The 24,627-nt window shown below is 68.7% G+C and carries 25 protein-coding genes; 5 read left to right on the forward strand and 20 right to left on the reverse strand.

Going from position 1 to position 24,627, the window contains the following annotated elements; translation table 11 throughout:
• Positions 1-11: 11 nt before the first annotated feature.
• The 6 genes from ABEA43_RS40300 to ABEA43_RS40325 are packed head-to-tail and all read right to left on the reverse strand — an operon-like array spanning position 12 to position 5,677.
• A complete protein-coding gene (locus ABEA43_RS40300) occupies positions 12-800 on the reverse strand; it encodes a PhnD/SsuA/transferrin family substrate-binding protein (RefSeq protein ID WP_345570478.1) in 789 nt (262 codons plus the stop codon).
• Entirely contained in the window at positions 797-2,440 is a 1,644-nt protein-coding gene (locus ABEA43_RS40305; RefSeq protein WP_345570480.1) for a thiamine pyrophosphate-binding protein, read from the reverse strand. The genes ABEA43_RS40300 and ABEA43_RS40305 overlap by 4 nt, the downstream gene beginning before the upstream one ends.
• Positions 2,437-3,453 carry an amidohydrolase family protein gene (locus tag ABEA43_RS40310; protein WP_345570482.1) on the reverse strand — a complete coding sequence of 339 codons (1,017 nt, stop codon included), beginning with the start codon at positions 3,451-3,453 and terminating at the stop codon, positions 2,437-2,439. Before ABEA43_RS40310 ends, ABEA43_RS40305 begins: the two co-directional genes overlap by 4 nt.
• Positions 3,450-4,307, reverse strand: a complete 858-nt coding sequence (locus ABEA43_RS40315; protein WP_345570484.1) for an HpcH/HpaI aldolase family protein — start codon at positions 4,305-4,307, stop codon at positions 3,450-3,452. The genes ABEA43_RS40310 and ABEA43_RS40315 overlap by 4 nt, the downstream gene beginning before the upstream one ends.
• Positions 4,291-4,884, reverse strand: a complete 594-nt coding sequence (locus ABEA43_RS40320) for an SRPBCC family protein (protein ID WP_345570486.1) — start codon at positions 4,882-4,884, stop codon at positions 4,291-4,293. The genes ABEA43_RS40315 and ABEA43_RS40320 overlap by 17 nt, the downstream gene beginning before the upstream one ends.
• A 13-nt stretch (positions 4,885-4,897) precedes the next feature.
• The gene (locus tag ABEA43_RS40325; RefSeq protein ID WP_345570488.1) at positions 4,898-5,677 is read right to left on the reverse strand and encodes an ABC transporter ATP-binding protein; all 780 of its coding nucleotides are present in this window, start codon (positions 5,675-5,677) and stop codon (positions 4,898-4,900) included.
• Positions 5,678-6,195: 518 nt separating this feature from the next.
• Between ABEA43_RS40325 and ABEA43_RS40330 the strand changes: the two genes are divergently transcribed.
• From ABEA43_RS40330 to ABEA43_RS40340, 3 genes are all read left to right on the forward strand, one after another.
• Complete coding sequence (locus tag ABEA43_RS40330) at positions 6,196-7,311, forward strand: lactonase family protein (protein ID WP_345570490.1); 1,116 nt, start codon at positions 6,196-6,198, stop codon at positions 7,309-7,311.
• Between the two features lie 306 nt (positions 7,312-7,617).
• Positions 7,618-8,034 (forward strand): DoxX family protein, encoded by a 417-nt coding sequence (locus ABEA43_RS40335; RefSeq protein WP_345570492.1) that lies wholly within the window; start codon positions 7,618-7,620, stop codon positions 8,032-8,034.
• Positions 8,035-8,099: 65 nt separating this feature from the next.
• Complete coding sequence (locus ABEA43_RS40340) at positions 8,100-8,588, forward strand: hypothetical protein (RefSeq protein ID WP_345570494.1); 489 nt, start codon at positions 8,100-8,102, stop codon at positions 8,586-8,588.
• Here ABEA43_RS40340 and ABEA43_RS40345 read toward each other — a convergent pair.
• From ABEA43_RS40345 to ABEA43_RS40370, 6 genes are all read right to left on the reverse strand, one after another.
• Entirely contained in the window at positions 8,582-9,202 is a 621-nt protein-coding gene (locus ABEA43_RS40345) for a DAK2 domain-containing protein (protein ID WP_345570496.1), read from the reverse strand. The two genes, ABEA43_RS40340 and ABEA43_RS40345, sit on opposite strands and share 7 nt — an antisense overlap.
• Before the next feature lie 3 nt (positions 9,203-9,205).
• Positions 9,206-10,207, reverse strand: a complete 1,002-nt coding sequence (locus ABEA43_RS40350; RefSeq protein ID WP_345570498.1) for a dihydroxyacetone kinase subunit DhaK — start codon at positions 10,205-10,207, stop codon at positions 9,206-9,208.
• A gap of 35 nt (positions 10,208-10,242) precedes the next feature.
• On the reverse strand, positions 10,243-11,322 hold the full coding sequence (locus ABEA43_RS40355) for an ABC transporter permease (RefSeq protein WP_345570501.1): 1,080 nt from the start codon (positions 11,320-11,322) through the stop codon (positions 10,243-10,245).
• The gene (locus tag ABEA43_RS40360) at positions 11,319-12,374 is read right to left on the reverse strand and encodes an ABC transporter permease (RefSeq protein WP_345570503.1); all 1,056 of its coding nucleotides are present in this window, start codon (positions 12,372-12,374) and stop codon (positions 11,319-11,321) included. Before ABEA43_RS40360 ends, ABEA43_RS40355 begins: the two co-directional genes overlap by 4 nt.
• Positions 12,371-13,840 carry a sugar ABC transporter ATP-binding protein gene (locus ABEA43_RS40365; RefSeq protein ID WP_345570505.1) on the reverse strand — a complete coding sequence of 490 codons (1,470 nt, stop codon included), beginning with the start codon at positions 13,838-13,840 and terminating at the stop codon, positions 12,371-12,373. Before ABEA43_RS40365 ends, ABEA43_RS40360 begins: the two co-directional genes overlap by 4 nt.
• 107 nt (positions 13,841-13,947) lie before the next feature.
• Positions 13,948-14,988, reverse strand: a complete 1,041-nt coding sequence (locus ABEA43_RS40370; protein WP_345570507.1) for a substrate-binding domain-containing protein — start codon at positions 14,986-14,988, stop codon at positions 13,948-13,950.
• Positions 14,989-15,174: 186 nt separating this feature from the next.
• On the opposite strand from ABEA43_RS40370, the gene ABEA43_RS40375 reads away from it, so the two are divergent.
• Both ABEA43_RS40375 and ABEA43_RS40380 read left to right on the forward strand, forming a co-directional pair.
• Entirely contained in the window at positions 15,175-15,918 is a 744-nt protein-coding gene (locus tag ABEA43_RS40375; protein WP_345570509.1) for a DeoR/GlpR family DNA-binding transcription regulator, read from the forward strand.
• Positions 15,915-16,199 (forward strand): hypothetical protein, encoded by a 285-nt coding sequence (locus ABEA43_RS40380; RefSeq protein WP_345570511.1) that lies wholly within the window; start codon positions 15,915-15,917, stop codon positions 16,197-16,199. The genes ABEA43_RS40375 and ABEA43_RS40380 overlap by 4 nt, the downstream gene beginning before the upstream one ends.
• A 122-nt stretch (positions 16,200-16,321) precedes the next feature.
• On the opposite strand, the gene ABEA43_RS40385 is transcribed toward ABEA43_RS40380, so the two are convergent.
• The 8 genes from ABEA43_RS40385 to ABEA43_RS40420 all read right to left on the reverse strand — a co-directional run bounded on the left by ABEA43_RS40385 (position 16,322) and on the right by ABEA43_RS40420 (position 24,590).
• Positions 16,322-17,689, reverse strand: a complete 1,368-nt coding sequence (locus ABEA43_RS40385; protein WP_345570513.1) for an alkaline phosphatase family protein — start codon at positions 17,687-17,689, stop codon at positions 16,322-16,324.
• Positions 17,686-18,834 (reverse strand): metabolite traffic protein EboE, encoded by a 1,149-nt coding sequence (gene eboE, locus ABEA43_RS40390; protein WP_345570515.1) that lies wholly within the window; start codon positions 18,832-18,834, stop codon positions 17,686-17,688. Before eboE ends, ABEA43_RS40385 begins: the two co-directional genes overlap by 4 nt.
• A 1-nt stretch (position 18,835) precedes the next feature.
• Positions 18,836-19,690 carry a TatD family hydrolase gene (locus tag ABEA43_RS40395; RefSeq protein WP_345570517.1) on the reverse strand — a complete coding sequence of 285 codons (855 nt, stop codon included), beginning with the start codon at positions 19,688-19,690 and terminating at the stop codon, positions 18,836-18,838.
• 5 nt (positions 19,691-19,695) lie between these two features.
• On the reverse strand, positions 19,696-20,376 hold the full coding sequence (locus ABEA43_RS40400) for an EboA domain-containing protein (RefSeq protein ID WP_345570519.1): 681 nt from the start codon (positions 20,374-20,376) through the stop codon (positions 19,696-19,698).
• Positions 20,373-21,239 (reverse strand): sugar phosphate isomerase/epimerase family protein, encoded by an 867-nt coding sequence (locus tag ABEA43_RS40405; protein WP_345570521.1) that lies wholly within the window; start codon positions 21,237-21,239, stop codon positions 20,373-20,375. The genes ABEA43_RS40400 and ABEA43_RS40405 overlap by 4 nt, the downstream gene beginning before the upstream one ends.
• A complete protein-coding gene (locus ABEA43_RS40410) occupies positions 21,236-22,390 on the reverse strand; it encodes an inositol-3-phosphate synthase (RefSeq protein ID WP_345570523.1) in 1,155 nt (384 codons plus the stop codon). The genes ABEA43_RS40405 and ABEA43_RS40410 overlap by 4 nt, the downstream gene beginning before the upstream one ends.
• Positions 22,391-22,473: 83 nt before the next feature.
• Positions 22,474-23,250: an AfsR/SARP family transcriptional regulator gene (locus ABEA43_RS40415; RefSeq protein WP_345570525.1), complete on the reverse strand. Its 777-nt coding sequence runs from the start codon at positions 23,248-23,250 to the stop codon at positions 22,474-22,476.
• A gap of 494 nt (positions 23,251-23,744) precedes the next feature.
• Positions 23,745-24,590 (reverse strand): SCO3242 family prenyltransferase, encoded by an 846-nt coding sequence (locus ABEA43_RS40420; RefSeq protein WP_345570527.1) that lies wholly within the window; start codon positions 24,588-24,590, stop codon positions 23,745-23,747.
• Between the last annotated feature and the right edge of the window lie 37 nt (positions 24,591-24,627).

Here is a 24,627-nt window from a genome sequence, read left to right on the forward strand (position 1 = left end):
CCTGTATCCGATCACGTCCATTTCCGGGTCGCTTTCTCCAGGTCGACGGGTTCGCGGAGGAGCTCCTGCTGCAGGGCGTAGCGGGCGGCCAGCTCCAGGCAGGCGCGCAGCTCGTCCGTCCATCCGGCCCCGAGCTTGTCCGCCAGCGCCCGGACCTGGTCCGGTACGGCACGCAGCACCTCATCGCGGACCACGAGCAGGTGGTTGATCGGGCGGAAACCGTGTCGCTCGGCCCAGGCGCGCTCGGCGGCGTCGGCGTCGGGGATGACCGGGATCAGGCCCTCTCCCTGCCCGCCGATCGCGCGAGGGCCGAGCACGGCGGCCTCGACCTCGCCGTCGCGTAGCAGGTCAGCGACCCGTGCGGCCGATGATCGCGTCACGTACGCCGGTTCCCGGTACTGCGCCACGTGGGGTTCCTCGGTGGTGACCCAGGTGACGTCCGAGGCGGCGACGCCGTACTCCTCCTGCAGGATTCCGCGCACCCACAGGCCGGTGGTCTGGCTGTAGGAGCGCACCCCGATCCGCTTGCCGGGCAGATCCTCAGGGGTGAGGGCGGGACCGTCGGGCAGGCGGGTGAGCGAGCGGTGGTGGCCGCTGCCGACCAGCTCGACGGGCACCAGGGTGATCGGGACGCCCGCCTCGACCGCCTGCAGGTAGGTCGCGAGCGCCAGCTCGCAGACGTCGAACTCGAGGTTCCTGACCATCCGGGCGAAGGCCGAGTAGAGCGGCTTGACCTGCGGGAACTCGAAGCCGGGCAGGTCTTCCACGGTCCGGCCGAGCACGGCCGTGAGCTGCTTCATACGTCCTCGCCGTGGAGCAGCCGACGGTACGGCACGCTGACCACGCCGCGGGTGATGCGGACGTCGATCACGGTCGGGCGCGGGGCCCTCACATACTCCGCGAGCGCGGCACGCAGCTCGGCCTCGTTGCGGACCGTCGCGCCGCCGCCGCCGAGCGCCACCGCGACCGGGCCCAGCTCCGGTGTGGGAATCACCGCGAGCTCCGGGTCCAGGCCGGCGGCCGCCGCCTTGTGGTACTCGGCGCCCAGGCCCTCGTCGTTCATGACGACGATCAGGACGGGGATGTCGTAGCGGCAGGCGGTCTCGAACTCCGGCAGGTGCATCAGGAAGCTGGCGTCGCCCTCGACCACGAAGGCGGGCCGGTTGCCGTTCGCCACGATCGAACCGATGGTCAGCAGCGGGGCCTGGCCGATGGCGCCGAACATGCCGTAGTTCGACATGATCTCGCGGGAGCGCTGGAAGAGCATGGTGCCGAAGTCGGTCTGATGACCGCTGCCCAGCACCAGGCCGATCTCGCCGGGGATCTCCTCGTCCAGGACGTGGATCACCTCGCGCGGGTCCATGCGGCCCGGCTCGCCGCGGAACTCCGCGGGAACCACCAGCGGGGCGGTCAGCCGGTGCAGCACCTCTGCCGTGTGGTAGCCCTCGGTCCGGCCTTCCAGCGTCTGGCTCAGCTGGGTCAGGCCGGTGACCGCGTCAGCCCTGATGTAGGCATCGGCCACCGCGCCGTTTCCCATGACGATGTGCGAAGCCGTGTCGATCTGGATGAACCGGGCGTCCGGGAACAGGTAGCCGTGCTCGATCGTGTAGTGGTTCAGGCTGGCGCCCACCGCGATCACGCAATCGGCCTCCTGCAGCAGCTCCATCGCGACCTTGTTGCCGTACAGCCCGGCGATGCCCACGTGATAGTCGGTTTCGCCGCACAGCCAGTTCTTGGCCTGAAGGGTGGTGGCCAGCAGGGCGCCGGTCTGCTCCTGCAGGCGCAGGACCTGCTCGCCCGCGGCCGCGCCGCGCGCCCCGCGACCGGCGATGATGACCACACGCTTGCTCGACCGGATGATGTCGCGGGCCTGCTCGACGGCGGCCGGGTCGGGCAGCGAGCGTATCTGCGGGATGAGCGTGGTAGAGGGGACGTAGTCCTCAAGTTCCTCGCATTCCTGCTTCTGCACGTCGATCGGAGCGCTGAGCATGATCGGGCGCGACTCGGTCCTGGCCAGATAGAAAGCCTTCTGCACGGCTTCCGCCGCGAGGTCGGCCCGGGACACGTGGACGAACCCGCACTCGATCGCCGCCGCGAAACGCCGCTGGTCCAGGTACTGCACCGCACCCTGGTCACCCCAGGGCGTCTCACCGCAGAAAGCCACCAGCGGGGTTCGCGCCCGGCTGGCGCAGATCATCGAGGTGGCCAGCTGCGCGACGCCCGGCCCGCTGGTCGTCGTGACGACCCCAGGCCTCCCTGCCGCCCGCGCCCACCCATCGGCCATGCCCAGGCCGGAGCCCTCATGCCGCACCTCATACAGGCGCACACCGCGCTGGGCGAGCGCGTTCATCCAATGCATGTTGGCGTCGCCCATCATGCCGAAGACGTCGCTGGTGCCTTCCGCGACGAACGCCTGGGCGAGTGCTTGGTAAACCTTCATTTCAGGGCCCCCTTCAGCCTTGCGAACACGCGCAGCGCGTTATCGCCGTAGACGGCATCGCTCACCGTGCCGATGGAGTCCAGGAGGTACTTGGTGTCGTCGAACCGCCGTCCGGTCTCGGGATCCACGGAGCGGACGGCGCCGATCATCTCGGAGGCGAACAGGATGTTCTCCTGCGGGATCACGTCGAGGAGCAGTTCCAGCCCGCGCCGGTGGTAGACGCAGGTGTCGAAGAAGACGTTGCCCAGCACCGCTTCCTCCAGCGGCGGGCGGCCCTGGTCCAGCATGAAGCCCCGGTAGCGGCCCCAGTGGTACGGCACGGCGCCGCCGCCGTGCGGCAGGATGAGCTTCAAAGTCGGAAAATCAGTGAACAGATCCGACATCAACAGCTGCATGAACGCGGCGGTGTCGCCGTTGAGGTAATGGGCGCAGGTGCCCTGCAAGGCAGGGTTCCGCGACATCGCGACGTGGATCATCGCCGGCACGTCGAGCTCGGCCATTTTCTCGTAGAGCGGGTAGTACACCCGATCGGTCAATGGGGGCGCCTGCCAGTAGCCGTCGGAGGGGTCCGGGTTGAGCAGGCAGCCGACGAAACCCAGCTCCTCGACGCAGCGCTCCAGCTCGGCGACACTGTTGCCGATGGAGGCGGCCAGGCCTTCGCCGGGCGACTGCGGAAGCTGGCAGGCCCCGATGAACCGGCCGGGGAAGAGCGCGCACACGCGGGCGATCAGGTCGTTGCTCACCCGGGACCAGTCCAGGCTGGTCTGCTCGTCGCCGTAGTGGTGGGCCATCTTCCCCGCTCCGGGAGAGAAGATGGTCACGTCCGTGCCGCGCTCCCGTTGCAGTTTGAGCTGGCCCCCTTCGATGGCCGCCCTGATCTCGTCGTCGGTGATGACGAGCTCGCCGGGCGAGACGCGGGCGCCGGAGTCCTCGAACGCGCGGATCTGCCGTTCCCGCCATTGCCCGAGGGCGGGCGGGGCGGTGGTGAAGTGGCCGTGACAGTCAATGATCATGACGTGCTCCTCGTGAGCGTCCGGCCCAGCTCCAGGCCCGGATACGAACGCACCGGGGCCGTCATCAGGAACCGGTAGCCGTCGTCCAGCACCTGCTTGACGTTGTCCACCGTGACGTGGGGATGGCCGACGGCGACCCCCCGCTCGGTGCAGACCTCGAGAATGCGGCGCTTGGACTCCGCGACGCGCGGATGGTCGTACTGGCGGGGCACGCCGAGCTCCTGGCTCAGGTCGCCCTCACCGGGGATGACCAGGCCGATGCCCGGGACCTGGTCGAGGATGTCCGGCAGGTTCGCCACGCCACGCCGGCTCTCGATCATGATCGCGACGAGGATCTCGCCGTCCGGGTCGAGCGGCCAGACGTCGCTCCTGGCGTAGTACTCCTTGGTGGAGACGCCCCAGTAGCGCGCCGCCGCGGCCGGGCTGTCGCCGCGCAAGCCGGCGGGCTCGTAGCGAGGGGCTTCAGGCAACCGGGGGTAACGGCAGGCCGCGACCGCGTTGTACGCCTCGTCCACCGAGGTGACGTGCGGCCAGACGATGCCGTACGCGCCCAGGTCCAAGGCCTGCTTGGCGTGCCACTGCGCCTTCTCGCCGCCATTGGTCGGGACCCTGACGAGAGGGGTGATCGGGGCCGCGAGGCTGTCCGCGCCGAAGATCTGGCGCCGGTTCAGCAGGTACTGCAGGCTGTCCCGCAGCGCGACGGCGTCCCACGGCTTGTGCTCGGTCTCGAAGACCAGGGCGTCGTAGTCGGTGGTGCCGAACTCGACGGCGATCGACGGGTCGGCCGCGGCGAAGGAGGCGAAGACGTGCCTCCCCTCCGCCAAGCCGCCGATCACCCTATTCAGCCTGGGCATGGGCACTGCCTGCCTTTCCGGTGTGTGTGAAGCGACGCACCCACCAGGCCCGCAACCGGGCGAACAGGCCGGTGGGCCGCGGTGTCTCAGCAATCGCGGCAGCCGTACCGGCCTCGACAGCGGCCGGACCGGCGCACAGCTGGACCAGTTGCTCCGAGAACTCCCTCGTCATCCGCGCGACCACGGCCCCGGCGCCCGACTCCACCAGCGAGGCGAGCTTGCCGTTGATGGTGATCTCGCCGGTCACGGCCACCCGAGCCGCGCCGGGGCCGTCGCCCGGCACCACCCGGAACGTGGCGTCCGCGGTGAAGCGGGTGGCCCGCTGGCCGTCCCGGCCGCGCGCCGACAGGCGGCCTTCTCGTTCGTCCTCGGTCAGTTCCAGCGTGACCTGGGCGGCGAACCTGACGCGGACCGCGCCGAACTTGACGACCAGCGTTCCGTCGAACGAGCCGTCGTCGTGGGCCGCCCCGAGTTCGGCGCCGCTGATGCAGGACACGACGTCCGCGGGATTGGAGATGACCTCCCAGACGCGGGCCGGAGGACTGGGGACGGCGATCTCTTCTGTGATCGATATCAATGCTGTCGTCTCTTCATGCGGTGGCGTGCTCGGACCTGAACAGGCTCCAGAGGTCGTTGTAGAGCTCGGCGAACTCCGGCGACTCGACGAGGGAGCTGATCTGGCGTGGCCGCTCGAAGGGGATGGGCAGCACACGGCGGATCGTGCCCGGTCCCTCGGACATGACGATCACCTCATCGGCGAGGTAGATCGCCTCGTTGAGGTCATGCGTGACGAAGACGAGCGTGCCGTTCTGCTTCTCCCACAGGTTGAGCAGGTCCTGCTGGAGCTTGAGCCGGGTGATCGCGTCCAGCGGGCCGAAAGGCTCGTCCATCAGCACGATCGACGGCTCGTAGATCAGCGCCCGCGCGATCGCGACGCGTTTCTGCATGCCGCCGGACAGCTCCCGGGGGAAGTGGTCCTCGAACCCGGTGAGCCCGACCCTGTTCACCCAGTGGGCGATCTTCGCGTTCCGCTCCTCCTTCGCAACCTTACGGAACTTCAGCGCCAGGCCGATGTTGCCCCTGACGCTCAGCCAGGGCAGCAGGTTGGCCTGCTGGGTCACGTAGGCGGCCTCGGAGTTGACCCCGGTGACCGGCCTGCCGTCGAAGTGGACCTCGCCCTGCGTCGGCGACAACAGCCCCGCGGCCAGGTTGAGGATGGTGCTCTTGCCGCAGCCGCTCGGCCCGATCACGGCGACGAACTTGCCGCGCCCGACCTGGAACGACACGTCCTCGATGGCCGGCTGGTGAGCACCGGGAAACTCTAGGGTGACGTGCTCCAGGCGGAGCGCGTCTGGATGGTCGTTGGACAATGTGTGCTCCTTGACCGCCTGGGGGACGGGTAGGGGAGGTCAGAGCGGGAGTGTCCTGGGGGTGTATCCACGCTCTACGTCTGGCTCATGGTTGGTGCGTTGGCGTTCGCACGGTGGTCTCTCGCCTGTCGCTCGACTCAATGGATTGTCCGACAAGCGATGAGCGAAACGTAACAGCGGCGACATGTATCCGCAAGATTCGGTTAGCGGATATTTCGATTCCCTAACGAGGTTGTCCGACCATCACCTCCCCTGCGTGGCCGCGAGACACGTGGATGGCCTCGCCCGCTGCGCGGACGCCGTCAGATCGCCGAAGCTGAGACTGCGCTGCGAACAGTCATCAGGCGGTTGACGAACTACCGCGACCGGTCACAGACTGTGGCGCAATGTGGTTGGCGTTCTTCTGGGGTGCACGGCTGGTCGCTCGCCTGTGTTCGTTCGCGAACAGAGAGGTCAGCGCAACAATGTCGGACTTCGGAAACGAGATTTGGCGACCGGCCCGTAGGCAGGTGCTGGGCGTGTTAGCGGCATCCGCCGCCGCCCCGGTGCTCTTCGGCGCGCAGGGCGCGAACGCTTCATCGAACTCGAAGCAGGAACTCTTCTATCTCGGAACGTGGCGGGGCACCCAGGTGACCGGCGCCCGGTTCGATCCCGTCAGCGGGACCATGACCCCGTTCGGCGTCGCGGCTCAGGTGAACTCGAGCTGGCAGGTCAAGCACCCGTCCAAGCCGGTTCTCTACGTCGGCAGCGGCGACGCCGGCGGCACCGTCTCCGCGTTCCGGATCGACAGGTCGACCGGCGCCCTTGACCTGATCGCTCAGGCGAAGAGCGACAGCGCGGACACGCCCGGCGGCCTGTCGTACATCGGCATCGACCGGCCCTCGGGCACTGTTCTGGTGGCGCATTTCGCGGCGGGGCTGACCGTCGCCATGCCCATCCTCGACGATGGCGGCATCGGCTCTCCGGCCTCCGTCGTGGTGCACACCGGTTCCGGGCCCCACCCGCGCCAGACAGGCCCGCACCCGCATCACGTGGTCGTGGATCCGAGCGGCCGGTACGCGCTGGTCCCGGACCTCGGCGCGGACCGCGTATTCGTCCACCGCTTCGACCGCAGGACGCGCGCGCTGTCCGGCGGCCCGCTCCCGTACGCGGTGAAGCCAGGTTCGGGCCCCAGACGCGTGCTGTTCCATCCCCAGGGCCGGACGGTATACCTGCTCAACGAGCTGACCGCGGAACTCCAGGTCCTCGACTGGAATCCGCGTAAGGCACAGCTCACTCTCAACGAGAGCCTCTCCATCACCTCGCCCGAATACACGGGCGCCACCAAGAGCGCAGCCGAACTGGGAATGAGCCGCGACGGCCGGTTCGTCTACACCTCCAACCGTAGCGAGAACACCATCGTCGTCTTCGCGGCCGACCGGCGAACCGGCCGGCTCGCCGTCGTCCAGCGCATGCCCTGCGGCGGCCTGACACCGTGGAGCTTCACGATCCACCGCAGCAACCGGTGGATGCTCGTGGCGAATCAGGCGAGCAGCACCGTCAACCTGTTCAGCATCGACCCGCGATCCGGGAAGCTGACAGATACCGGGACATCCATGCCCGTTCCGAATCCGGACTGCATAACGTTCGCTTAGGTCGTTCGCGCTGGTGCGGGCTCCTCCGACCGGGGTGAGTTCAGGACCCATGTTCGGGTTGACCTCGTTGATCCGGGACCTGGAGTGAGGATCCGGAGTCCTGGCTCCCGCGCCGCAACCGCCCAGCCGGACAACGCTCTGTCGCTCGCGGTCAGGCTCCTGCCCTCGAGTGACCACCTCGCGAGGCCCCTGCATTCCGCCGGGGTGGTCTCCCGCCGTGGGGCTCCAACGAGCTGATCAACACGTTGCCCTGCTCCCGCTCAGATTCACTCTCGACAACTCGTAAGACTCGATCAGGAGAAGCCAATGAAGCTCGACCAGGCAAGGTCTGTCTCCCTGCTCCTGGCCCGCATCGCCATCGGGACGATTTTCATCGTCCACGGGCTCGAGAAACTCAACGAGCGCGGTGTCGGCGGCACCATCGACTACTTCGACTCCCTCGGCATCCCGCTGGCCGTGATCGCCGGACCCGCAGTACTCCTTCTCGAAGTGGCCGGGGGTGCGGCCATCATCCTCGGTGCCGGGCTGCCCTTGGTCGGCGTCATGCTCGCCATCGACATGATGGGCGCCATCTTCTTCGTGCAGGGCCCCAAGGGATGGAAGGCGAGCGAGCTCTGCCTCTCCCTTCTGGTCGCCGCCCTCGTCCTCGCCTTCAGCGGCGGCGGAGCCCTGGCCGTGGACAAGCTCTGGATGAACCGGAAACGCACAACGGCCACTTCATAACCCTGCCCTGTGCGGTGCCAGAACTCGCCCCTGGCATCTGATCTGGTCTTCCATCCTCGGCACTCGTGTTTCTGCGCCTGCTGTATCTGCTCATGGTCCGGTTGCCCGGCTGGTTGACGCTACTCTCGCGGGGCGGCACCGACCGGGCGCTGCCGGCCGCACTGGCGCGACCGCTGCCCACCCGGCTTCGCCTCCATCGGATCGTGACGCCGGGCACCCTGCTGTCCTCGCACCGCCGCCTGCTCGGCCTCGGCCATCAGATCGGAGAAGGCACCATCCGCCGCATCCGCACCGCGGCCGGCCACGGCCCAGCGCCACGCCAGACCTCACCGACCTGGCGACAGTTCCTCACCTCCCAAGCCGCCGGCATCCTGGCCTGCGACTTCCTGCACGTCGACACCGTCTTCCTCAAACGCCTGTACGTCCTGTTCGCCATGGAGATCGAGACACGCCGCGTACACCTGCTGGGCCTCACCTCCAGCCCAACGGGCGCATGGACCACCCAGCAAGCCCGGAACCTGCTGATGAACCTGGGTGAACACACGGGTCATTGAGGCGATGTGGCTCGCTGCCAGCATTGCAGGAATCGCCACATGGCGGTCGCGCCGGGATCCTGCAGGCCGATGCTGCGCTCCTGAAGCCACGCCGCACGCCCGCGCCGAGACTGGAGCGCGCGCGTGTCGACGACGGCCTTCTCAGCGGCTGCGGTGGCCGCGTTCAGGCCGGCGGCGCTGCTGGTGGCGTCGCTCAGGGCGTCGGCGGCAGGCAGGATGACGTCGAGGATCGTCTTGTCCCCGAGCTGGGTCTTGCCCCGCTGGGCGATGTTGTCGCCGGCCGCGCGGACGAACCGCGCGGCGGCCGGTACGTCGACGTCCCCGACGTTCGCCCACGCCTTCGATCCCGCGAGCAGGCCCCCGGCGACGAGGGCGGCGAGTGTCGAGGGGTTGGCGTTGGCGAAGGCCTTGGCGCACGTCCGGGCGATCTCCGACGGGGTGACGTCCTCGGGAAGCGCGTCGAGTTCCTCGATGACCGCGGCGGCGCCCAGCGAGACCGTGATGCCGAGGTCACCGTCGCCCAGTGCCTGGTCGAGGTCGCGTAGTTCGTCGGCGTAGCCGACGAGTTGTGACAGGCTACGCTTGATCGTTTCGATCAGCTCTGCCGAGCGCATGCTTCAGACTCCCAGGAAGAACGGTGAAGACGCCGGCGCGTTGAGAAGTTCGAGGCGAGCGTCGTCGAGCTTGAGCAGGGAGATCGAGGCCCCGGCCATCTCCAGGCTGGTCGCGTACTCACCCACGTACTTCTTCTCGATCGACAGACCGCGCTCCGTCAACCCCTGGTGCGCCCGGCGGTACATCACGTAGAGCTCTTCCAGGGGTGTGGCCCCGAGGCCGTTGATCAGTACGGCGACGCGTTCGCCCGAGACCAGCTCCAGGTCCTCGACGAGCGCATCGATGATCCGGTCGGTGATCGCGTCCGCCGTTTCGAGCGGGCCGCGGTGGATGCCGGGCTCGCCGTGGATCCCGATGCCGATCTCCATCTCGCCTTCCGGCAGGTCGAAGCTCGGCGTTCCGGTGGTGGGCAGGACCGTCGGGGACAGGCCGATGCCCATCGTGGCGGTGTGCTCAACGACGTCCTCGGCGACCGCCGCGACCTGTTCGAGGCCGTCGCCACGCTCGGCTGCGGCGCCGGCCGCCTTGTAGGCGAACATGATGCCGGCCACGCCGCGGCGCTCGTGCTTGAGCTCCTTCGGCTGGCTGGCGACGTCGTCGCGGCCCAGCACCGTACGGGTCTCGATGTCCTCGAGCTCGGCGAGGTCGGCGGCGAGGTCGAAGTTGAAGACGTCGCCGCCGTAGTTGCCGTACAGATACAACACGCCGGCGCCGCCGTCGACCGCCTTCGTGGCCTCCAGGCACTGCTGCGAGCTCGGCGAGCTGAAGACGTTCCCGATCGCCACGCCCGAGCACAACCCCTGGCCGACATAGCCCTTGAAAAGGGGCAGGTGACCCGAGCCGCCGCCGGTGACGATACCTACCTTGCCGGTGACCGGCGCGTCGGCCCGCACCAGGATCCGCCGGTCCGCACCGGGCGTCTTCACCAGATCGGGATGAGCGAGGACGATGCCCTCGATCATCTCGTCGACGAAGTCACCAGGCTTGTTTATGATCTTCTTCACCGTTTTCCTTTCAACGTGAACGGAGGATTCCCGCGTCACGAGCTTGCACGCCGGGCCGGTCGCCGGCTCACGGGCCGGGCCCATCGCCTGCGCACCTCGTCGTAGGCCATGACGACGACGAGGATGAGACCCTGCGCGATCCCGTACTCGTAGGCGGACAGCCGCATCGCGGTGAAGCCGCTCGCGACGATCTGCAGCGTCAGGGTGGCCAGCACGACGCCGAGGACGGAGGCGAAGCCGCCCTTGGGATCGGTCCCGCCGAGCACGGCGATCACGATGACGAGCAGCACGTACGAGGCGCCGTAGTCGGCGGAGGCGATGGGGTTGCGGGCGATGAACAAGCTGCCCGCGATGCCGCCGAGCAGCCCGGTGAGGACGTAGGTGCTGAGCAGGATCCGGCGGCTGGCGATGCCCGAGTAGCGGGCGGCCGTCGGGTTCGCGCCCTGCAACTGGATCCGCAGGCCGAGCGGCGTACGGGAGACAAGGACGCCGAGCGCGACGGCGACGACCACGAAGACGACGAACAGGGCCGGGATGCCGCCGACGGTCGATATGCCGAGGTTGGTCAGGGCGGACGGCGACCCGGACAGCGTCGTGCCACCGGTCCAGACCACCGCGACGCCGTTGTAGACCTGCATCGTCCCGAGCGTGGCCAGGATCGGCGTGATGCCGACAACCGAGACGAGCAGGCCGTTGATGAGGCCGCCCAGCAATCCGACGGCGAGCCCGGCCAGCAGAATGACCGGGGCCAGCCGCTCGGCCTGGCCAGGATCGGCCGCGGCCATCGTCGTGTACAGCGTCGACATGGTGATCGCGGAAAGGTTGGCGATCGACACGAGCGACAGGTCGATGCCGCCGGTGAGCATCGCCAGCATCATCGCCAGCGCGATCACGCCGATCTCCGGCGCTGCGAGCGCGATGTTCTGCAGATTGGTCGCGCTCAGGAACACGGCCGGGTTGAGCACCGAGAAGAGCGCGAAGGCCATGATCAGCAGGCCGAGCATGCGCCGCGCCCCGCCCTGCGGCGAGACCCGGTTGATCAGGCGGCCCCAGCCGGCGTCCACCGTGGTGTTGAGCCTGTCCAGCGGGCTTTGCTCCGGTCGGGTGGTTTTCATGCCGTCACCTCCCGCGCCGTGTTGATCCCGAGGCGCCCTCGTGCTCGCCAAGTGCCTCTGGCGGCGAGCGCCTGGACGCCGACGCCGATGACGAGGAGAACGCCGACGGCGGTCCGCTGCCATGCGCTCGGCACGCCGGCGAGGGTGAGGCTGTTGTTGATCACCTGGATCAGCAGCACGCCGAGGACCGTCCCGAGCACCGAGCCGCGGCCGCCGAAGATCGACGCGCCGCCGAGGACCACTGCCGCGATGATGTCGAGCTCGCCGCCGACGAGCTCGTGGGGGTTCGCGCTGCGGCCCATGATCATGTAGATCATCCCGGCTACCGCGGCCATCATGCCGACGACCACGTAGACCACGAGCTGGATGCGCGTCACCCGGATCCCGGCGCGCCGCGCCGCGTCGATGTCGCCGCCGATCGCGTAGATGCTCCGGCCGAACATGGTGCGCCGGAGCACGAGGCTGAGCGCGAGCGCCAGTATCGCGGCGGGAATCACCAGGACGTGCAGATACGCGTGTCCGCCCGCGGTGGTGACCTCGATGAGGTTCGTCGTCGAGATCGCCGCCATCGGGTCGGGCAGGTTGGCGATGTAACGGGAGCCGACGTAGGCGAGCAGGACGCCGTTGAAGATGCCTTGTGTGCCCAGGGTGACGATCAGCGTGGGCAGCCGGAACCTGGCGATCAGGAACCCGTTGACCAATCCCAGCAACGCCCCGATGATCAGCGCGGACACGACCGCCCCGACGAGGCCGAGACCGAACGTGTCGCCCTCGAACACCATCACCGTCGTATAGGCCGCGAAGACCGCGATCGCCGCGAACGATACGTCGATGCCGCCGGAGATGATCACCAGGAGCACGCCCAGGGCCAGGATCAGCGGCACGATCGAGCTGCGCAGGATGCTGAAGGCGGTCGGGAGCGTGAAGAACGCGGGGTTCGCGATCGACATCCCCACAACGAGCAGCACCAGGACGATCGCGAGGATGCCCTCGTTGTTGGATCCCCGCAGACGGTGCGCCACCGCGCCCGCGGTCACACCTCGTGCGGTCATGCGGCGACCTTCTCCCGGATCGCGTCGACCGTGACCTCGTCGCCTTGGAGCACCTCGACGATCCGCCCGTGGCGGACGACGAGGACCCGATGGCAGCAGGCTACGAGCTCTGGAGCGTCGTCGGAGATGATCAGGATGCCCCTTCCGTCGGCGGCCTCCGACCGGAGGATGCCGAGGATCTCCGCCTTGGACCCGACGTCCACCCCGACGGTGGGGCCGTTGAGTATGAGGACGCGCGGGCGGCGCGCCAGCCACTTCGCGAGCACCACGCGCTGCGCGTTGCCGCCGGACAGCGACCGCACCGGCGCGTGGGCGTCGGGCGCCTTGACGCGCAGCCGGGTGAAGAGGCCGCCGATCGTCTTACGCACGGCACGCCGGTCGAGCATCCGGCCCCGGTTCGCGTGCTGGTCCGGCGAGCCGGCGATGATGTTGTCGGAGATCGACTTGTCGAGAAACAACCCTTCGGTGAGCCGGTCCTCAGGCACGTAGCCGATCCCGGCGCCGATCGCGTCGCGGATCGACCGGAGCCGGACCGGCTTGCCGTCGACCTTGACGGTGCCGGTGTCGTGCGGCAAGGCACCGAAGAGGGACTCGGCGATCTCCGTGCGCCCGGAGCCGAGCAGCCCGGCGACGCCGAGGATCTCCCCGCGCCGCAGAGAGAAGGAGACGTCCCGGTACGCGCCGCGCAGCCCGAGCCGCTCGACCTCGAGCACGACGCCGGCGTCCGGCTCCAGCTCGGTCACCTGGCGGGACTCATCGAGCTCCCTGCCGGTCATGTGCTGGGCGATGGCCCTCGGGTCGAGGTCCTGCGACGCGCTCGTGATGACGTGCTCACCGGAGCGGAGCACGGTGACCCGCTGGGAGATCCGCAGGACCTCGTCCAGCTTGTGCGAGACGAAGATCAGGGCGACGCCACTGGAGCGCAGCCGCTCGACGACGGCGAAGAGCCGGTCCACCTCGGTGTGGGTGAGCGCCGCCGTGGGCTCGTCCATGATCAGCACTCGGGCGTCGTTGACGAGCGCCCGGCAGATCGCAGTCAGCTGCTTGTCGGCGACCGAGAGTCGCTCGACGTCGGTGTCCAGGTCGACGTCGAGACCGAGATCGTCGACGATCGCCTGGGCCCCGGCCCGTGCGGCGCGATCGCTGTAGAAGCGCCGGCGGTCCGCGACGGCCGAGGTGAGCACGATGTTCTCGGCGACACTAAGGTTGGGAAACAAGGAGAAGTCCTGATAAATCACCTGGATTCCGCGATTGATGGCGCCCGTCGGATCCATCGACCGATAGCCGGCCCCGTCGATGACGATCTCGCCGGAGTCAGGTCGTTCCACCCCAGAAATGATCTTGATGAGGGTCGACTTGCCGCTGCCGTTCTCGCCGGCCAGGCACAGCACCTCGCCGGGCAGCACGTCGAGCGAGACACCGCGGAGTGCGGTGACACCGCCGTAGGTCTTGACGATGTCCCGCACCGCGAGGACGGGCGGAGGAGGGGACGAGGGAGTTGCAGGGGGCATGGCGAGCGCCTTTCCACTGGGGCCCGGAGCGCGCGCGGAGGCACCCGACCCCTCTTCTGTGATCAGAAGTCGTACTTCTTGGCAGCCTCGGCGTCCGCCTCGATCGCGGCGTCACCGAGGAAGACGTTGTCGTAACCGTCAAGCTTCTTGAGGCTGTGGTAACCCTCGATGCCGAGGTCCGTGCCAGGCTCGATCTTCCCTCCGGTGGAGAGGATGCGGGCGATCTCGAGCTGGGCCTTGCCTGCCAGCGCGGGGTCCCAGAAGAAGATCTTGTCGATCGATCCGGTGGCGAGATACTTCGACGCCGCCGACGGGATCGACGTGCCCATGACGCACACGTCCTTCTCCTTGCCCGCCTCCTCCACGGCGCGGGCGATGCCGGGGACGTCGTTTCCGGACGAACCCTGGAAGCCCTTGATGTTCGGGTACTTCGCGAGAACCTCCTTGGCCTTCTGGTACGCCGTGGTCTCGTTGTCGGTGCTCTCGATCGGGTCCTCGACGCGCTTCATGCCGGAGAAGTTCGCCTGCTGGTACTCATGCGCGGCGCCGACCCATTCCATGTGGGTCTTTGCGGTCAGACCACCGACGAACTGCACGTAATCACCCTGGCCGCCCATGCACTCGCCCAGGCTCTTCATGATCTTCTGCCCATAGACGGCGTTGTCGAATGCCTCGATGTCCACGTCCGCGTTCTTGATGCCGGTCGCCTCGTGCGCGACCGTGATGATGCCCTTGGCCTTGGCCTGCGCCAGCACGCTGCTGAGAGCCTCCGGAGAGTTGGGCACGACGGTGATCGCCGCCGGCTGCTGCGCGATGAGGTTCTGGATGATCTGGATCTGCTTCTCCGGGCTGATGTCGTCACCGCCTTCGGTACGGGTGTCGATGCCCTTCTCCTGCCCGTAGGCCTTGACGCCCTCGTCCATCCGGTCGAACCAGGCAATTCCCTTGACCTTGACAACGGTGACCATCGTGGTACCCGACGCGGAGGTACGGCCCGTGGCGCTGGGATCGCCGGCGGCTCCGTCGTTCACAGTGCCGCAGCCGGCCATCAGCAGGGCCGAGAGCCCGGCGGCCATGACTCCTTGTGTGCGCTTCCACTTCATTGCCGTCTCCTGTGCGTACGGATCCTGAATCCGTGCATCAATGCTCCGGTGTGGGCACACGCTAGGCGTTATACGAGCGCATGTCGAGAGTTTCCAGTGAATTTCCGCTCGATTACGTGTAGAGTCTGCACGAAATCGAGCATCGGATGGACCGGCGTATGCTCACGAACCGAAGGAAGGGGTTGGATGGAACGCCGGGAACGCATCGTCAAGCTCCTCGAGGAGCACGGGTTCCAGAGCGTCACCTCGCTGGCCCGGCAGTTCGGTGTCGATCCCTCCACGATCCGGCGGGACCTCGAACACCTGGCCACCACCGGCGCGGTCAACCGCACCCATGGTGGTGCCGTTCCGGCAAGCGTTCCCGCGCCGAGCCAGGGAGCGGTGCCGCAGCTGCACGAGAAGCGCGCGATCGGCCTCGCCATGGCCGAGCGAGTCCTGGAGAATCAGACGATTCTCATCGACGGCGGCACGACATGCCTGGAGGTGGCACGTCACCTCACCCGTTCCCGCCTCACCGTGGTCACCCATGACCTGCTCATCGCTCTCGAGATCGCCAGAAAGCCTCAGTACAACCTGGTGTTCATCGGCGGCGAGCTCCTGCCGACGACCACGTCCATGTGGGGCCCGACGTCGTTACAGCAGCTCGAGAACATGCGGGTCAACGTCGCTGTGTTCGGTGCCGAGGCGGTGCTGGAGGACGGGATCCACGCGAGCTCCAGCTACGCCACCGAGCTCAAGCGCAAGATGTCTTCGATCGCAGCAGAAGCGTTCTTCGTCGCCGACAGCACGAAGTTCGGGCGTGAGGCGCTGTTCAAGGTCTTCGGGTTCGAACGCTTCACCGCCGGCGTCACGGACGCCATGCTGGACCCGATCCGGGCCGCCCACTGGGCGATCCCGCTGATCAGGGTCAGCCCTTCCGCCGGCGAGTGAGGCCCATCCGGTGCGGTGACAAGCACGCGGATGAGGCCACGCTCGCCGAAAGCTCCCCCAGCCGAAGATCCGCCACCCTGCTCACCAGCCTGGAGAGCAGCGGCCTGCTGCTCGAACGCGAGGCCGGCGCCTATTCCTTCTCCCACCAGACCTTCCAGGAGTATGTGGCCGCCGCGCACATCCACGACCACCCCGACCTGCAGCCCCGGCTGCCCGCCGCCGTAAATGACCCGTGGTGGCGCGAGACGATCCTGCTGTGGGCGCACATCGCCTACTCATGACTGCTCGGTGGATGCTCGCGTGTACGCGATACAGCACGGCATCCATCATCACTTCCCGACACGACGGCGCCGGGTGCGGAACCGGACACCGGGGCGCAGCCGCATCGACTCGGCGAGAAGGTCTAGGGGGCGGTGAGGTCGGCCAGTGAGAGCAGGAGCGACTTGACATCGGTGGCGGCGTAGGCGTCCCGGTCGAGCGGCTGGGAGCACAGCAGCACCGGCCCGTCGGCGGGATCGGCCGGGAGCCGCCCGTGGCTGCCGCGGACCACGCGCGGGTCGAGTGGAACGACGTTCATCGCGTAGCGGAATCCGAGCTGCTTGCGCGCGAGCGCCATCGCGGCACGGACCTTCACCAGCGGATCGGCGGGGTCGAGGAACAGCTCCGCCGGGTCGTAGCCCGGTTTGCGATGGATCTCCACCTGGCGGGCGAAGTCCGGGGCGCGGGCGTCGTCGAGCCAGTAGTAGTAGGTGAACCACGCGTCAGGCTCGGCCACCGCGATGAATTCGCCCGCCCTGGGGTGGTCGAGGCCGTACGCGCTCTTTCCGGAGGAATCGAGGAGTTCTTCGACACCGGGCAGTTCCTTCAGCACTGCATGGACGGTCTGCCGGTCGGCGGGGTCGCGGACGTACACGTGGGCGACCTGGTGATCGGCGACCGCGAACGCCCGTGACGTCCAGGGATCGAGGTACTCCATGCCGGACTGCCGGTACACGGACAGCAGTCCGGCCCGGCGCAGCGCCCGGTTGATGTCGACCGGGCGGGAGACGGCCGTGATGCCGTATTCGGAGAGTACGACCGTGGTCAGGCCGGCCGCGTCGGCGTCGGCGAGCAGCGGGGCGAGGATGTCGTCGACGTCCCCGGCCGCCGCGATCGCCTCCGGGCCGTCCGGGCCGAACCGCTGGAGGTCGTAGTCGAGGTGGGGCACGTACACGAGCGTGAGATCGGGGCGTTCTCGTTCGAGCAGCAGCCGGGAGGCGTCGACGATCCACTGGCTGGAGGTCAGGTCGGCCTTGGGACCCCAGTACGAGAAGAGAGGGAATCGTCCGAGCTCTCGGGTGAGGTCCACCCGTAACGACGGCGGCACCGTGTAGCAGTCGGGTGATTTGCGGCCGTCCGCGTGGTAGACGGGCCGGGGGGTGACGCAGTAGTCCGTGGCGGCGCCCATGGCGTACCACCAGCAGACGTTGGCGACCCGATAGCCGGGGCGCAGGCGCCGCGCGTCGTCCCAGATCTTGTCGCCGCCGACGAGGCCGTTGTGCTGGCGCCAGAACAGCACCTCGCCGAGGTCCCGGAAGTACCAGCCGTTGCCCACGATTCCGTGCGTGCTCGGCGGCGCGCCGGTCAGGAACGTGGACTGCACGGAACAGGTGACGGCCGGAAGCACCGTGCCCAGCGTGGCCCGCCCGTGCATGGACCGGGTGAGGCGCGGCATGTGGGCGAGCAGTTTGGGGGTCAGCCCCACGACGTCGAGGACGAGCAGGCGGTTCATGTGTCCTCCTTGAGCCCGAGGTCGATCAGGAGGTCCCGCATCCAGGTCAGTTCGGAGGCGATTCCGCCGACGAGTTCGTGCGCGCCGGTGGGAGCGGCCGGAAGGACCTCCCAGGTGTAGGTCTCCACCTCGACGTGGCTGGTGAGCGCCTGGCTGCCGCCGAGCAGGGCATCGAGGGCGCCGATGAGCACCTGCTGTGTGGCGCGCAACGGCGGAGCGGGTTCGGCGTGCACGGGTACGTGGAAGTGCACCCGCCAAGGCCGGATGCCGGGCAGCTCCCCGCCCAGTGCGAGGGAGAGGTCGTCCGCCCCGGCTTCGACGCCTTCCTCCCTGGTCTGGTGGAGGAAGCGCGGTTCGGTGAACGCGGCGAGCGCCCGCCGTTGATCGGCCCGCGCCGGCTGGTCGGCCTGTAGCGCGCAGGAGGCCTGCACCTTCACCACCGGCAGCCCGGCGGCGGACAGCTCCGCCACCGCGTCGGCCGTCTCGAACGCGACGGCGAGATGGCAGGTGTCAAGGCAGATCCCCAGGTGCTCGGTCCGGCCAGGCAGCAGGCGCACCGCCTGCGCGGTGTTCTCGACGACGCAGCCGGGCTCCGGCTCGAATCCGATCCGGATCGTCTTGCCGGTCCGCACCGCGAGCTGGGCGAGCCCCTGTTCCAGGCGTTCGAGCCGTGCGGCGGCCTGCGACGCGCGTTCGGCGGACCAGGGGGTGCGCCAGGCGAGCGGCAAGGTGGAGACACTGCCTGTCTGCACGTCTTCCGGCAGCAGCTCGGCCAGCAGCCGGGCCAGGTCGAGGGTGTGACGCAGCCGGTCGTCGGTCGTCCAGTCCGGGTGGTAGACGCGTTTCTTCACCGTTTCGGCGTGGAAGCCCTCGTACGGGAAGCCGTTGAACGTGACCACCTCGAGCCGGAGGTCGTCCAGAGCGCGTCTCAACCGCCGCACGTCGTCAGGGTTCGCGACCAGCCGGGTGACGACCCCTCTGCCGAGCCAGAGGCCGACGCCGAGGCGCGGCACGCCGAGGCGCTCGCGGACGGCGGCCGCGTACACCTGGAGCTGCGTGATGACCCCGTCGAGGTCTTCGGCCGGATGCACGTTGGTGCAGTACGCGAGATGGACCAGGGTGCCGTCGGGATGCCGGAAGCGCATGTCAGGCGACCCTCTCTCCGCGCTGGACGGAGTTGCCCTCGAAGGAGTCGGCCGTGATCGGCTCGTCCAGCCGCAACCGTCCGCTCTGGCCGTAGAAGCTCAGCGGGTTGCGCCAGAGAACGGTGTCGACGTCGTCCTCGTCGAAGCCTCCGGCCAGCATCGCCTCGGCGACCTTGCGGGTCTTCAGCGGATCGCTGCGTCCCCAGTCCGCGGCGGAGTTCACCAGGACGCGTTCAGTCCCGTACGTCCGCAGGATCGCCACCATCCGGCTCTCGTCCATCTTGGTGTCGGGATAGACGGAGAATCCCATCCAGCACCCGCTCTCCTTGACCATGGCGACGGTCAACTCGTTCAGATGGTCGATCAGCGCCCGTTCCGGCGGCAGGCCCTCGGACCGTACGACGTCGAGGCTGCGGCGGGTTCCGGTGAGTTTGTCCCGGTGCGGGGTGTGCACCAGGACGGGGAGGCCCCACGTGCGGGCCATCCCCAGTTGGAGGCGGAAGATCTCGTCCTCCTCCTCGGTCATGCTGTCGTAGCCGACCTCGCCGACCGCCACCACGCCGTCCTTGGCCAGGTAGCGGGGCAGCACGTCGAGCACCCCTCGGCAGCGCGGGTCATTGGCCTCCTTGGGGTTGAGCGCGAGGGCACAGTAGTGCCGGACGCCGTACTGCGCCGCCCGGTACGGCTCCCAGCCCAGCAGCGAGTCGAAGTAGTCCTCGAACGATCCCACCGACGTGCGCGGCTGCCCCAGCCAGAAGGCCGGTTCGAGGACGATCCGCACACCGGCCTGCCGCATGCGCTCGTAGTCGTCGGTCGTGCGTGAGGTCATGTGAATGTGCGGGTCGAAGATGCGCAAGAAGATCACCTCTGAAGGTCGAGGTACGAAGCGTCGCGGCCGGACTCGGCCACGGCCCAGATGTCGGGAGGAACCTCCCGCCCGGCGGCCTGCCGTTCGCGGGCGTAGTCGAGGAGCATCCGGGAGAGCTCGGCGTCGGAGCGCCGCTCCAGCCCCGCCACCGCCGCGAGCGGTATCCCGACGAACACGCACTTGAGCACGGCCTGCCGATAGTCGTCGTCGGCGAGATGCTCAGCGGCGTACGGGCCCAGTGCCGCCTGGATAAGGCGTGAGTCGTTGGATCGCAGCGCGTCGCGGACGATCGGCAGGCCGCCGGCGCCCAGCCCCCGCCGGACGGCGAGCGGCCACAGTCCGCGCAGCACGGCGATCCGCTCGGCCGGGTCGCCGTGCCGGTAGAGATCGTGGACCTCCGATGCCAGGGCCTCGCCGCGTCGCGGCAGCGCCAGCAGGAGCCGGACCCGCGCGGCCTGGTCGGCGCTCCAGCCGGGCAGGCCAGGAACCGGGCCGTCGCCGCAGGTCCGCCGCGCCACGGGGAAGAGCACGTCGATCGTCGCGGTGTTCGCGGCGAGTCGCTCCAGAGCCTCGGCGAGCCAGGGGTTCGCGGCGAGTCGCTCCAGGGCCTCGGCGAGCCAGGGGTTCGCGGCACCGCGTACCGCGTCATCGGACAGCTCCGTCGACTCGATCATGATCCGTTCTCCCCAGGTTGAGTCTGCTCGGCCGTGGCCCACGCCTCGCGCAGGAAACGCATCGACCGTTCCGCCACGGCGGGGGCCGCGTGGCTGTGCCGGGGCAGTTCCACCCCGACCAGGCCTCGGTATCCCGTCTCGGCGAGCGCCGCGAGCACGGGCGGGAAGTCGATCTCGCCTTCGCCGAACTCCAGGTGCTCGTGCACGCCGCGCCGCATGTCCTCGATCTGCACGTTCACGATCCACGGCCCGGCACGGCGTACGCATTCGGGCACCGGATCGGGCTCCAGGCACCAGCAGTGCCCCAGGTCGAGCGTCATGCCGAGCCTGCTCGGCTCGCCCATGAGCGACCGCAGCCGCTCGAAGCCGGCGATGTCCCGGACGAACATCCCCGGCTCCGGCTCGAACCCCAGGACGACGCCGAAGAGCTCGGCCTGGGCGAGAACCTGTTCGACGCCTCGCCGGAGCCTGCCCCAGGCCTCCCTGCCGGGCAGCCCCGGCGGTTTCGCCCCGCTCCAGAACGACACGGCCTCGGCTCCGAGGTCCGCGCCGACGCGGACGGCGCGCAGCAACAGGTCGATCCGGCGGGCGGCCTCGGGTGCCGGGCTCAGCAGGGTGGGATAGTGCTTGCGGTGCGGGTCCAGCACGTACCTGCCGCCGGTCTCCACGACCACCCGCAGGCCGAGGGCGGCCAGCCGCGACGCGGTCGCGTCGACCCGCTGGGCCAGGCCGGGGGCGTACGGGTCGAGGTGTCCGCTGTCGAGCGTCAGGGCGACACCGTCGTACCCCAGATCCGCCAGCACCAGCAGGGCGTCATCGAGCCGGTGGTCGGTGAACCCGTTGGTCCCGTACGCGAATTTCACGCGCTTTCTCCACCGAGTCCGTGCGCCCAGTGCACCAGCCGCTCGTACTGCCGGTCGAGACCGTGCTCACGGGTCCCGAGCGGGTCCTTGAAGAAGAAGGCGAGGTCGGACAGGGGTCCGTGCCGTCCCGCGCGGTGTGCGGCGGCCACGAACCGGGCCAGGTCGAGCACGAGCGGGGCGGCGAGCGCGGAGTCACAGCCCTGCCAGGTGAACTGCATGGTCATGCGTACGCCCAGGAACCCCTCGAACATGATGTGATCCCACGCCGTCTTCCAATCGCCGAGATCGGGCACGTTGTGGATGTGGACGGCGTCGTGGGTCTCGTGATCGAAGATCTCCGCCAGCATCCGCCGCTTGGACTGGATCTTGCTGTCCGCGCGGCCGGGCTCGGCCAGCGTGGCCCCGTCCCCGCCACCGAGCAGGTTCGTGCCCGACCAGGACAGCGGCCGCAGCGCGCGCTGGGCGAACATCGGCGCCAGCACCGACTTGACCAGGGTCTCTCCCGTCTTGCCGTCATGTCCGGCGTACGGCATGCGCCGCTCGGCGGCCAGTTCGGCCAGCGCGGGCAGTCGCGCGCCTGTGGAGGGGGTGAAGTCCACGTACGGGCAGTCCGCCGACAACGCCGCGTAGGCGTACATCGAGCTGTCCGGCAGCGCCGCCGTCCCCTCGTCCAGTGCGCGCAGCAGAGCCCGGAGCGACGCATGCTGCGGCAGGCCGTACGGGATCGGCGCTTCCGTGGACGAGACGTTGATCACGACGACGGTGTCGAGCTCCAGCCTGCGCCGGAAGTCCTCCAGGTCGGTGATCACGTCGCCGATGGCGGAGCGCTGGTCACCAGCCGTGGCCATGGGGCTGAGGCGGATCTCCTCGTCCGCGGCCCGGAGATCGGATTCCACGAGGGCGGGCAGGCCGGGCGGCACCACCCGCGCGTGGACCAGCTGCTCGGCGCGCTTGAGCAGTGACGTGTCCACCAGCTCATGCCCGCCGAAGACGAGTTCGTCGAACCCCGCGAGCGCCACCGGCGCGAAGTCGGGGCGCGTACTGACGCAACCGATGGGCGGCACCAAGCCCGATCCGACGGCCGCGGCGCCCAGCATCGCTGTGGTGGCCACGGATCCTCGAGCTCCTACCAGCCAAATCCCTGTCCGCACCGCATTCCCCCATGCTCGAAAGTCAAGGGAAACGTAGGCGGTGCGGCCATACTTCCTCTATATGGAGCCTCCACCGCGCCTGGTCAGGCGGCGCCTGCCGCGTACAGGAGGCGCGGATGGTCGAGATCCGGGTCGCCGACCAGGATCGCCTGGTGAATCTTCTGCAGGTCTTCTCCGGGCGCGATGCCGAGATGCTGGGCCAGTACCTCGCGGCCCTGGCGGTAGACCTGCAACGCGTCCGCCGGACGACCGCACCGGTAGAGCGCGACCATGAGCTGGATCCTGAACGTCTCTCTGAGCGGGTCCTCACCCACGAGCCTGGTCAGCTCCGGCACGAGCTCCGGATGCCTCCCCAGGGCGAGTCTCGCGTCGACGTGGCGTTCCAGAACCATCATGCGGCTCTCCTCCAGCCCGGGGAGCTCCGCGCCCGCGAGATGACGGGTGACGTCGCAGAGCGCCGGACCGCGCCACAGCGAGAGCGCCCGGCTGAGGGTGCTTTCCGCCCGCATGACGTCGCCGTCCCGCAGATACCGGGCGCCCAGGTCAGCCAGGTTTTCGAACCTCCTGTGGTCGACTTCCCATTGCCCCGTGTCAAGCTTGTAGCCGGTGCCTTGGCGCGTTATTTCGAGACCGCCTTTCCGCAACCGGTGGCGCAGCCGTGACACATAAGTGCAGATCTGCGCGCTCGGCGTGGTAGGCGGTTGCTCTCCCCAAAGCAGGTAACTCATTCTCGAATCGGACAGATTTCGGCAGTTGGCGAAAAGTAACGTGGCTAGCACGGTCCGGAGTTTTGACCCGTCCAAAGGTACTGAACGACTGCCACTCCAGGCCTCAACCGGCCCTAGAAGTTTGAACTCCATGCGGCCCCCTGAGCCCTACAGCGAATGTTCGGGCAGGCCTGGGATTGCCGTTGACACCCGAAGAAAGGCGTCTATTGCGGCAGCCTGCCCGTCGTGCTGTCGTCGGCGGATCACATTCAGTGACGGCGACCGGGCGTATCGTGCGTCGGATACCCATGGTGGGGATGGTGCCGCTGTGCCGCCCCACCGGCCGCGCCGCCCGGCGGTATTCAGGCGATATTTGGCGGAACCCCGCTGGACAAACGATCGTCACCACGCTCTGCCACAGCGCGGACAGAAACGTAATCAACAATTACCGAACAACTAGGACCCTACTCAACAAACGACGACGGGGCCACAGGCCGCCGTGAGATGTGGGTCTAGACCCCCCTGGGGCGAAATATGATAGCGCTAAAGGCTCACCTTTGAGCCCTCGTTACGCTTAACACTTCAACGAAAATCGAAGCATTTAATTCGCCGTTACACTATGGGGAAGGCGACACGACCCCATGGTGTCAGGTCGGCGACACACGGCGCGCGAGCCGGCGCGCGAGCGGATGGGAGGCCGCCAGCATCGCCACGGTCACGGGCGTGCCGCGCTCGGCCGTCAGGGCCGCCTGCAACGGGAGAATGCCCAGGATGCTCGCGCCGACCGCTTCGCGGACCGTGGCCGGATCGGGGCGCATGGCGGCCTTCGCCTGAGCCCTGCCGACGAGCCATACGTACGCCCCGACGAACGCCAGCCGGGCGGCGGTACGGACCGATGGGTTCTCTCGCGAGCCGCCCTCACAGGGACTGCCCTGCGGGACGCTCGCGGCCAGCGCTGCGGCGACCGCTGTGGCGGTGATCGAGGTGATGGCCTGGGCCCGGGTCCCGCCGTTGACCTCACCCCGGCTGAGCGCCGTGACGCCGTAGGTGTGGGCGGCGATCGCCGCCGCCGCCAGCCCGGCGCGGGGGCGGCCGCCGAGAAGCACGTCCAGGCCGCGCGCCGCCGCCATCGCCGCAGGACCGGCGGGCGTGTCCTTCAGCTTGAGGTCGTACGCCCAGATCGTCGCCGCCAGTGGGAGCGCGATCCGCAGCCTACGCCGCCGGGCGGCGAGGGCCAGGCCGGCGGCGGTCAGGCCCGAGGCGAGGGCCAGCGCCTGCCAGGGACGCACCCGTCCCGACGGGATCGGCCGTTCGGGCCGTTCCTTGGCGTCGAGATCGCGGTCGGCGTAGTCGTTGAGCGCCATTCCGGCCCAGTAGAGGCAGATGGACGCCGCCGCGGGCGCCAGGCCGGACGCGCCCCCTGCCAGCGTGTCGCCCGGGACGGTCAGGGCGGCGGGAGCGCGTACGAGCTCGGCCAGATCCTTGATGTTCACTCGACTCCCTCGATTCGACCGGTGGTGACCGGTGGTG

The organism is Nonomuraea rosea, from assembly GCF_039539705.1.
Taxonomy (GTDB): domain Bacteria; phylum Actinomycetota; class Actinomycetes; order Streptosporangiales; family Streptosporangiaceae; genus Nonomuraea; species Nonomuraea rosea.

What these genes read in the sequence shown, in the direction of transcription:
- ABEA43_RS40415 (WP_345570525.1), bottom strand. Translation starts at nt 23,250, where the DNA reads ATGGAGTTCAAACTTCTAGGGCCGGTTGAGGCCTGGAGTGGCAGTCGT.
- ABEA43_RS40335 (WP_345570492.1), top strand. Translation starts at nt 7,618, where the DNA reads ATGAAGCTCGACCAGGCAAGGTCTGTCTCCCTGCTCCTGGCCCGCATC.
- ABEA43_RS40355 (WP_345570501.1), bottom strand. Translation starts at nt 11,322, where the DNA reads ATGAAAACCACCCGACCGGAGCAAAGCCCGCTGGACAGGCTCAACACC.
- ABEA43_RS40400 (WP_345570519.1), bottom strand. Translation starts at nt 20,376, where the DNA reads ATGATCGAGTCGACGGAGCTGTCCGATGACGCGGTACGCGGTGCCGCG.
- ABEA43_RS40385 (WP_345570513.1), bottom strand. Translation starts at nt 17,689, where the DNA reads ATGAACCGCCTGCTCGTCCTCGACGTCGTGGGGCTGACCCCCAAACTG.
- ABEA43_RS40310 (WP_345570482.1), bottom strand. Translation starts at nt 3,453, where the DNA reads ATGATCATTGACTGTCACGGCCACTTCACCACCGCCCCGCCCGCCCTC.
- ABEA43_RS40305 (WP_345570480.1), bottom strand. Translation starts at nt 2,440, where the DNA reads ATGAAGGTTTACCAAGCACTCGCCCAGGCGTTCGTCGCGGAAGGCACC.
- ABEA43_RS40370 (WP_345570507.1), bottom strand. Translation starts at nt 14,988, where the DNA reads ATGAAGTGGAAGCGCACACAAGGAGTCATGGCCGCCGGGCTCTCGGCC.
- ABEA43_RS40300 (WP_345570478.1), bottom strand. Translation starts at nt 800, where the DNA reads ATGAAGCAGCTCACGGCCGTGCTCGGCCGGACCGTGGAAGACCTGCCC.
- ABEA43_RS40345 (WP_345570496.1), bottom strand. Translation starts at nt 9,202, where the DNA reads ATGCGCTCGGCAGAGCTGATCGAAACGATCAAGCGTAGCCTGTCACAA.
- ABEA43_RS40375 (WP_345570509.1), top strand. Translation starts at nt 15,175, where the DNA reads ATGGAACGCCGGGAACGCATCGTCAAGCTCCTCGAGGAGCACGGGTTC.
- ABEA43_RS40315 (WP_345570484.1), bottom strand. Translation starts at nt 4,307, where the DNA reads ATGCCCAGGCTGAATAGGGTGATCGGCGGCTTGGCGGAGGGGAGGCAC.
- ABEA43_RS40360 (WP_345570503.1), bottom strand. Translation starts at nt 12,374, where the DNA reads ATGACCGCACGAGGTGTGACCGCGGGCGCGGTGGCGCACCGTCTGCGG.
- eboE (WP_345570515.1), bottom strand. Translation starts at nt 18,834, where the DNA reads ATGCGCTTCCGGCATCCCGACGGCACCCTGGTCCATCTCGCGTACTGC.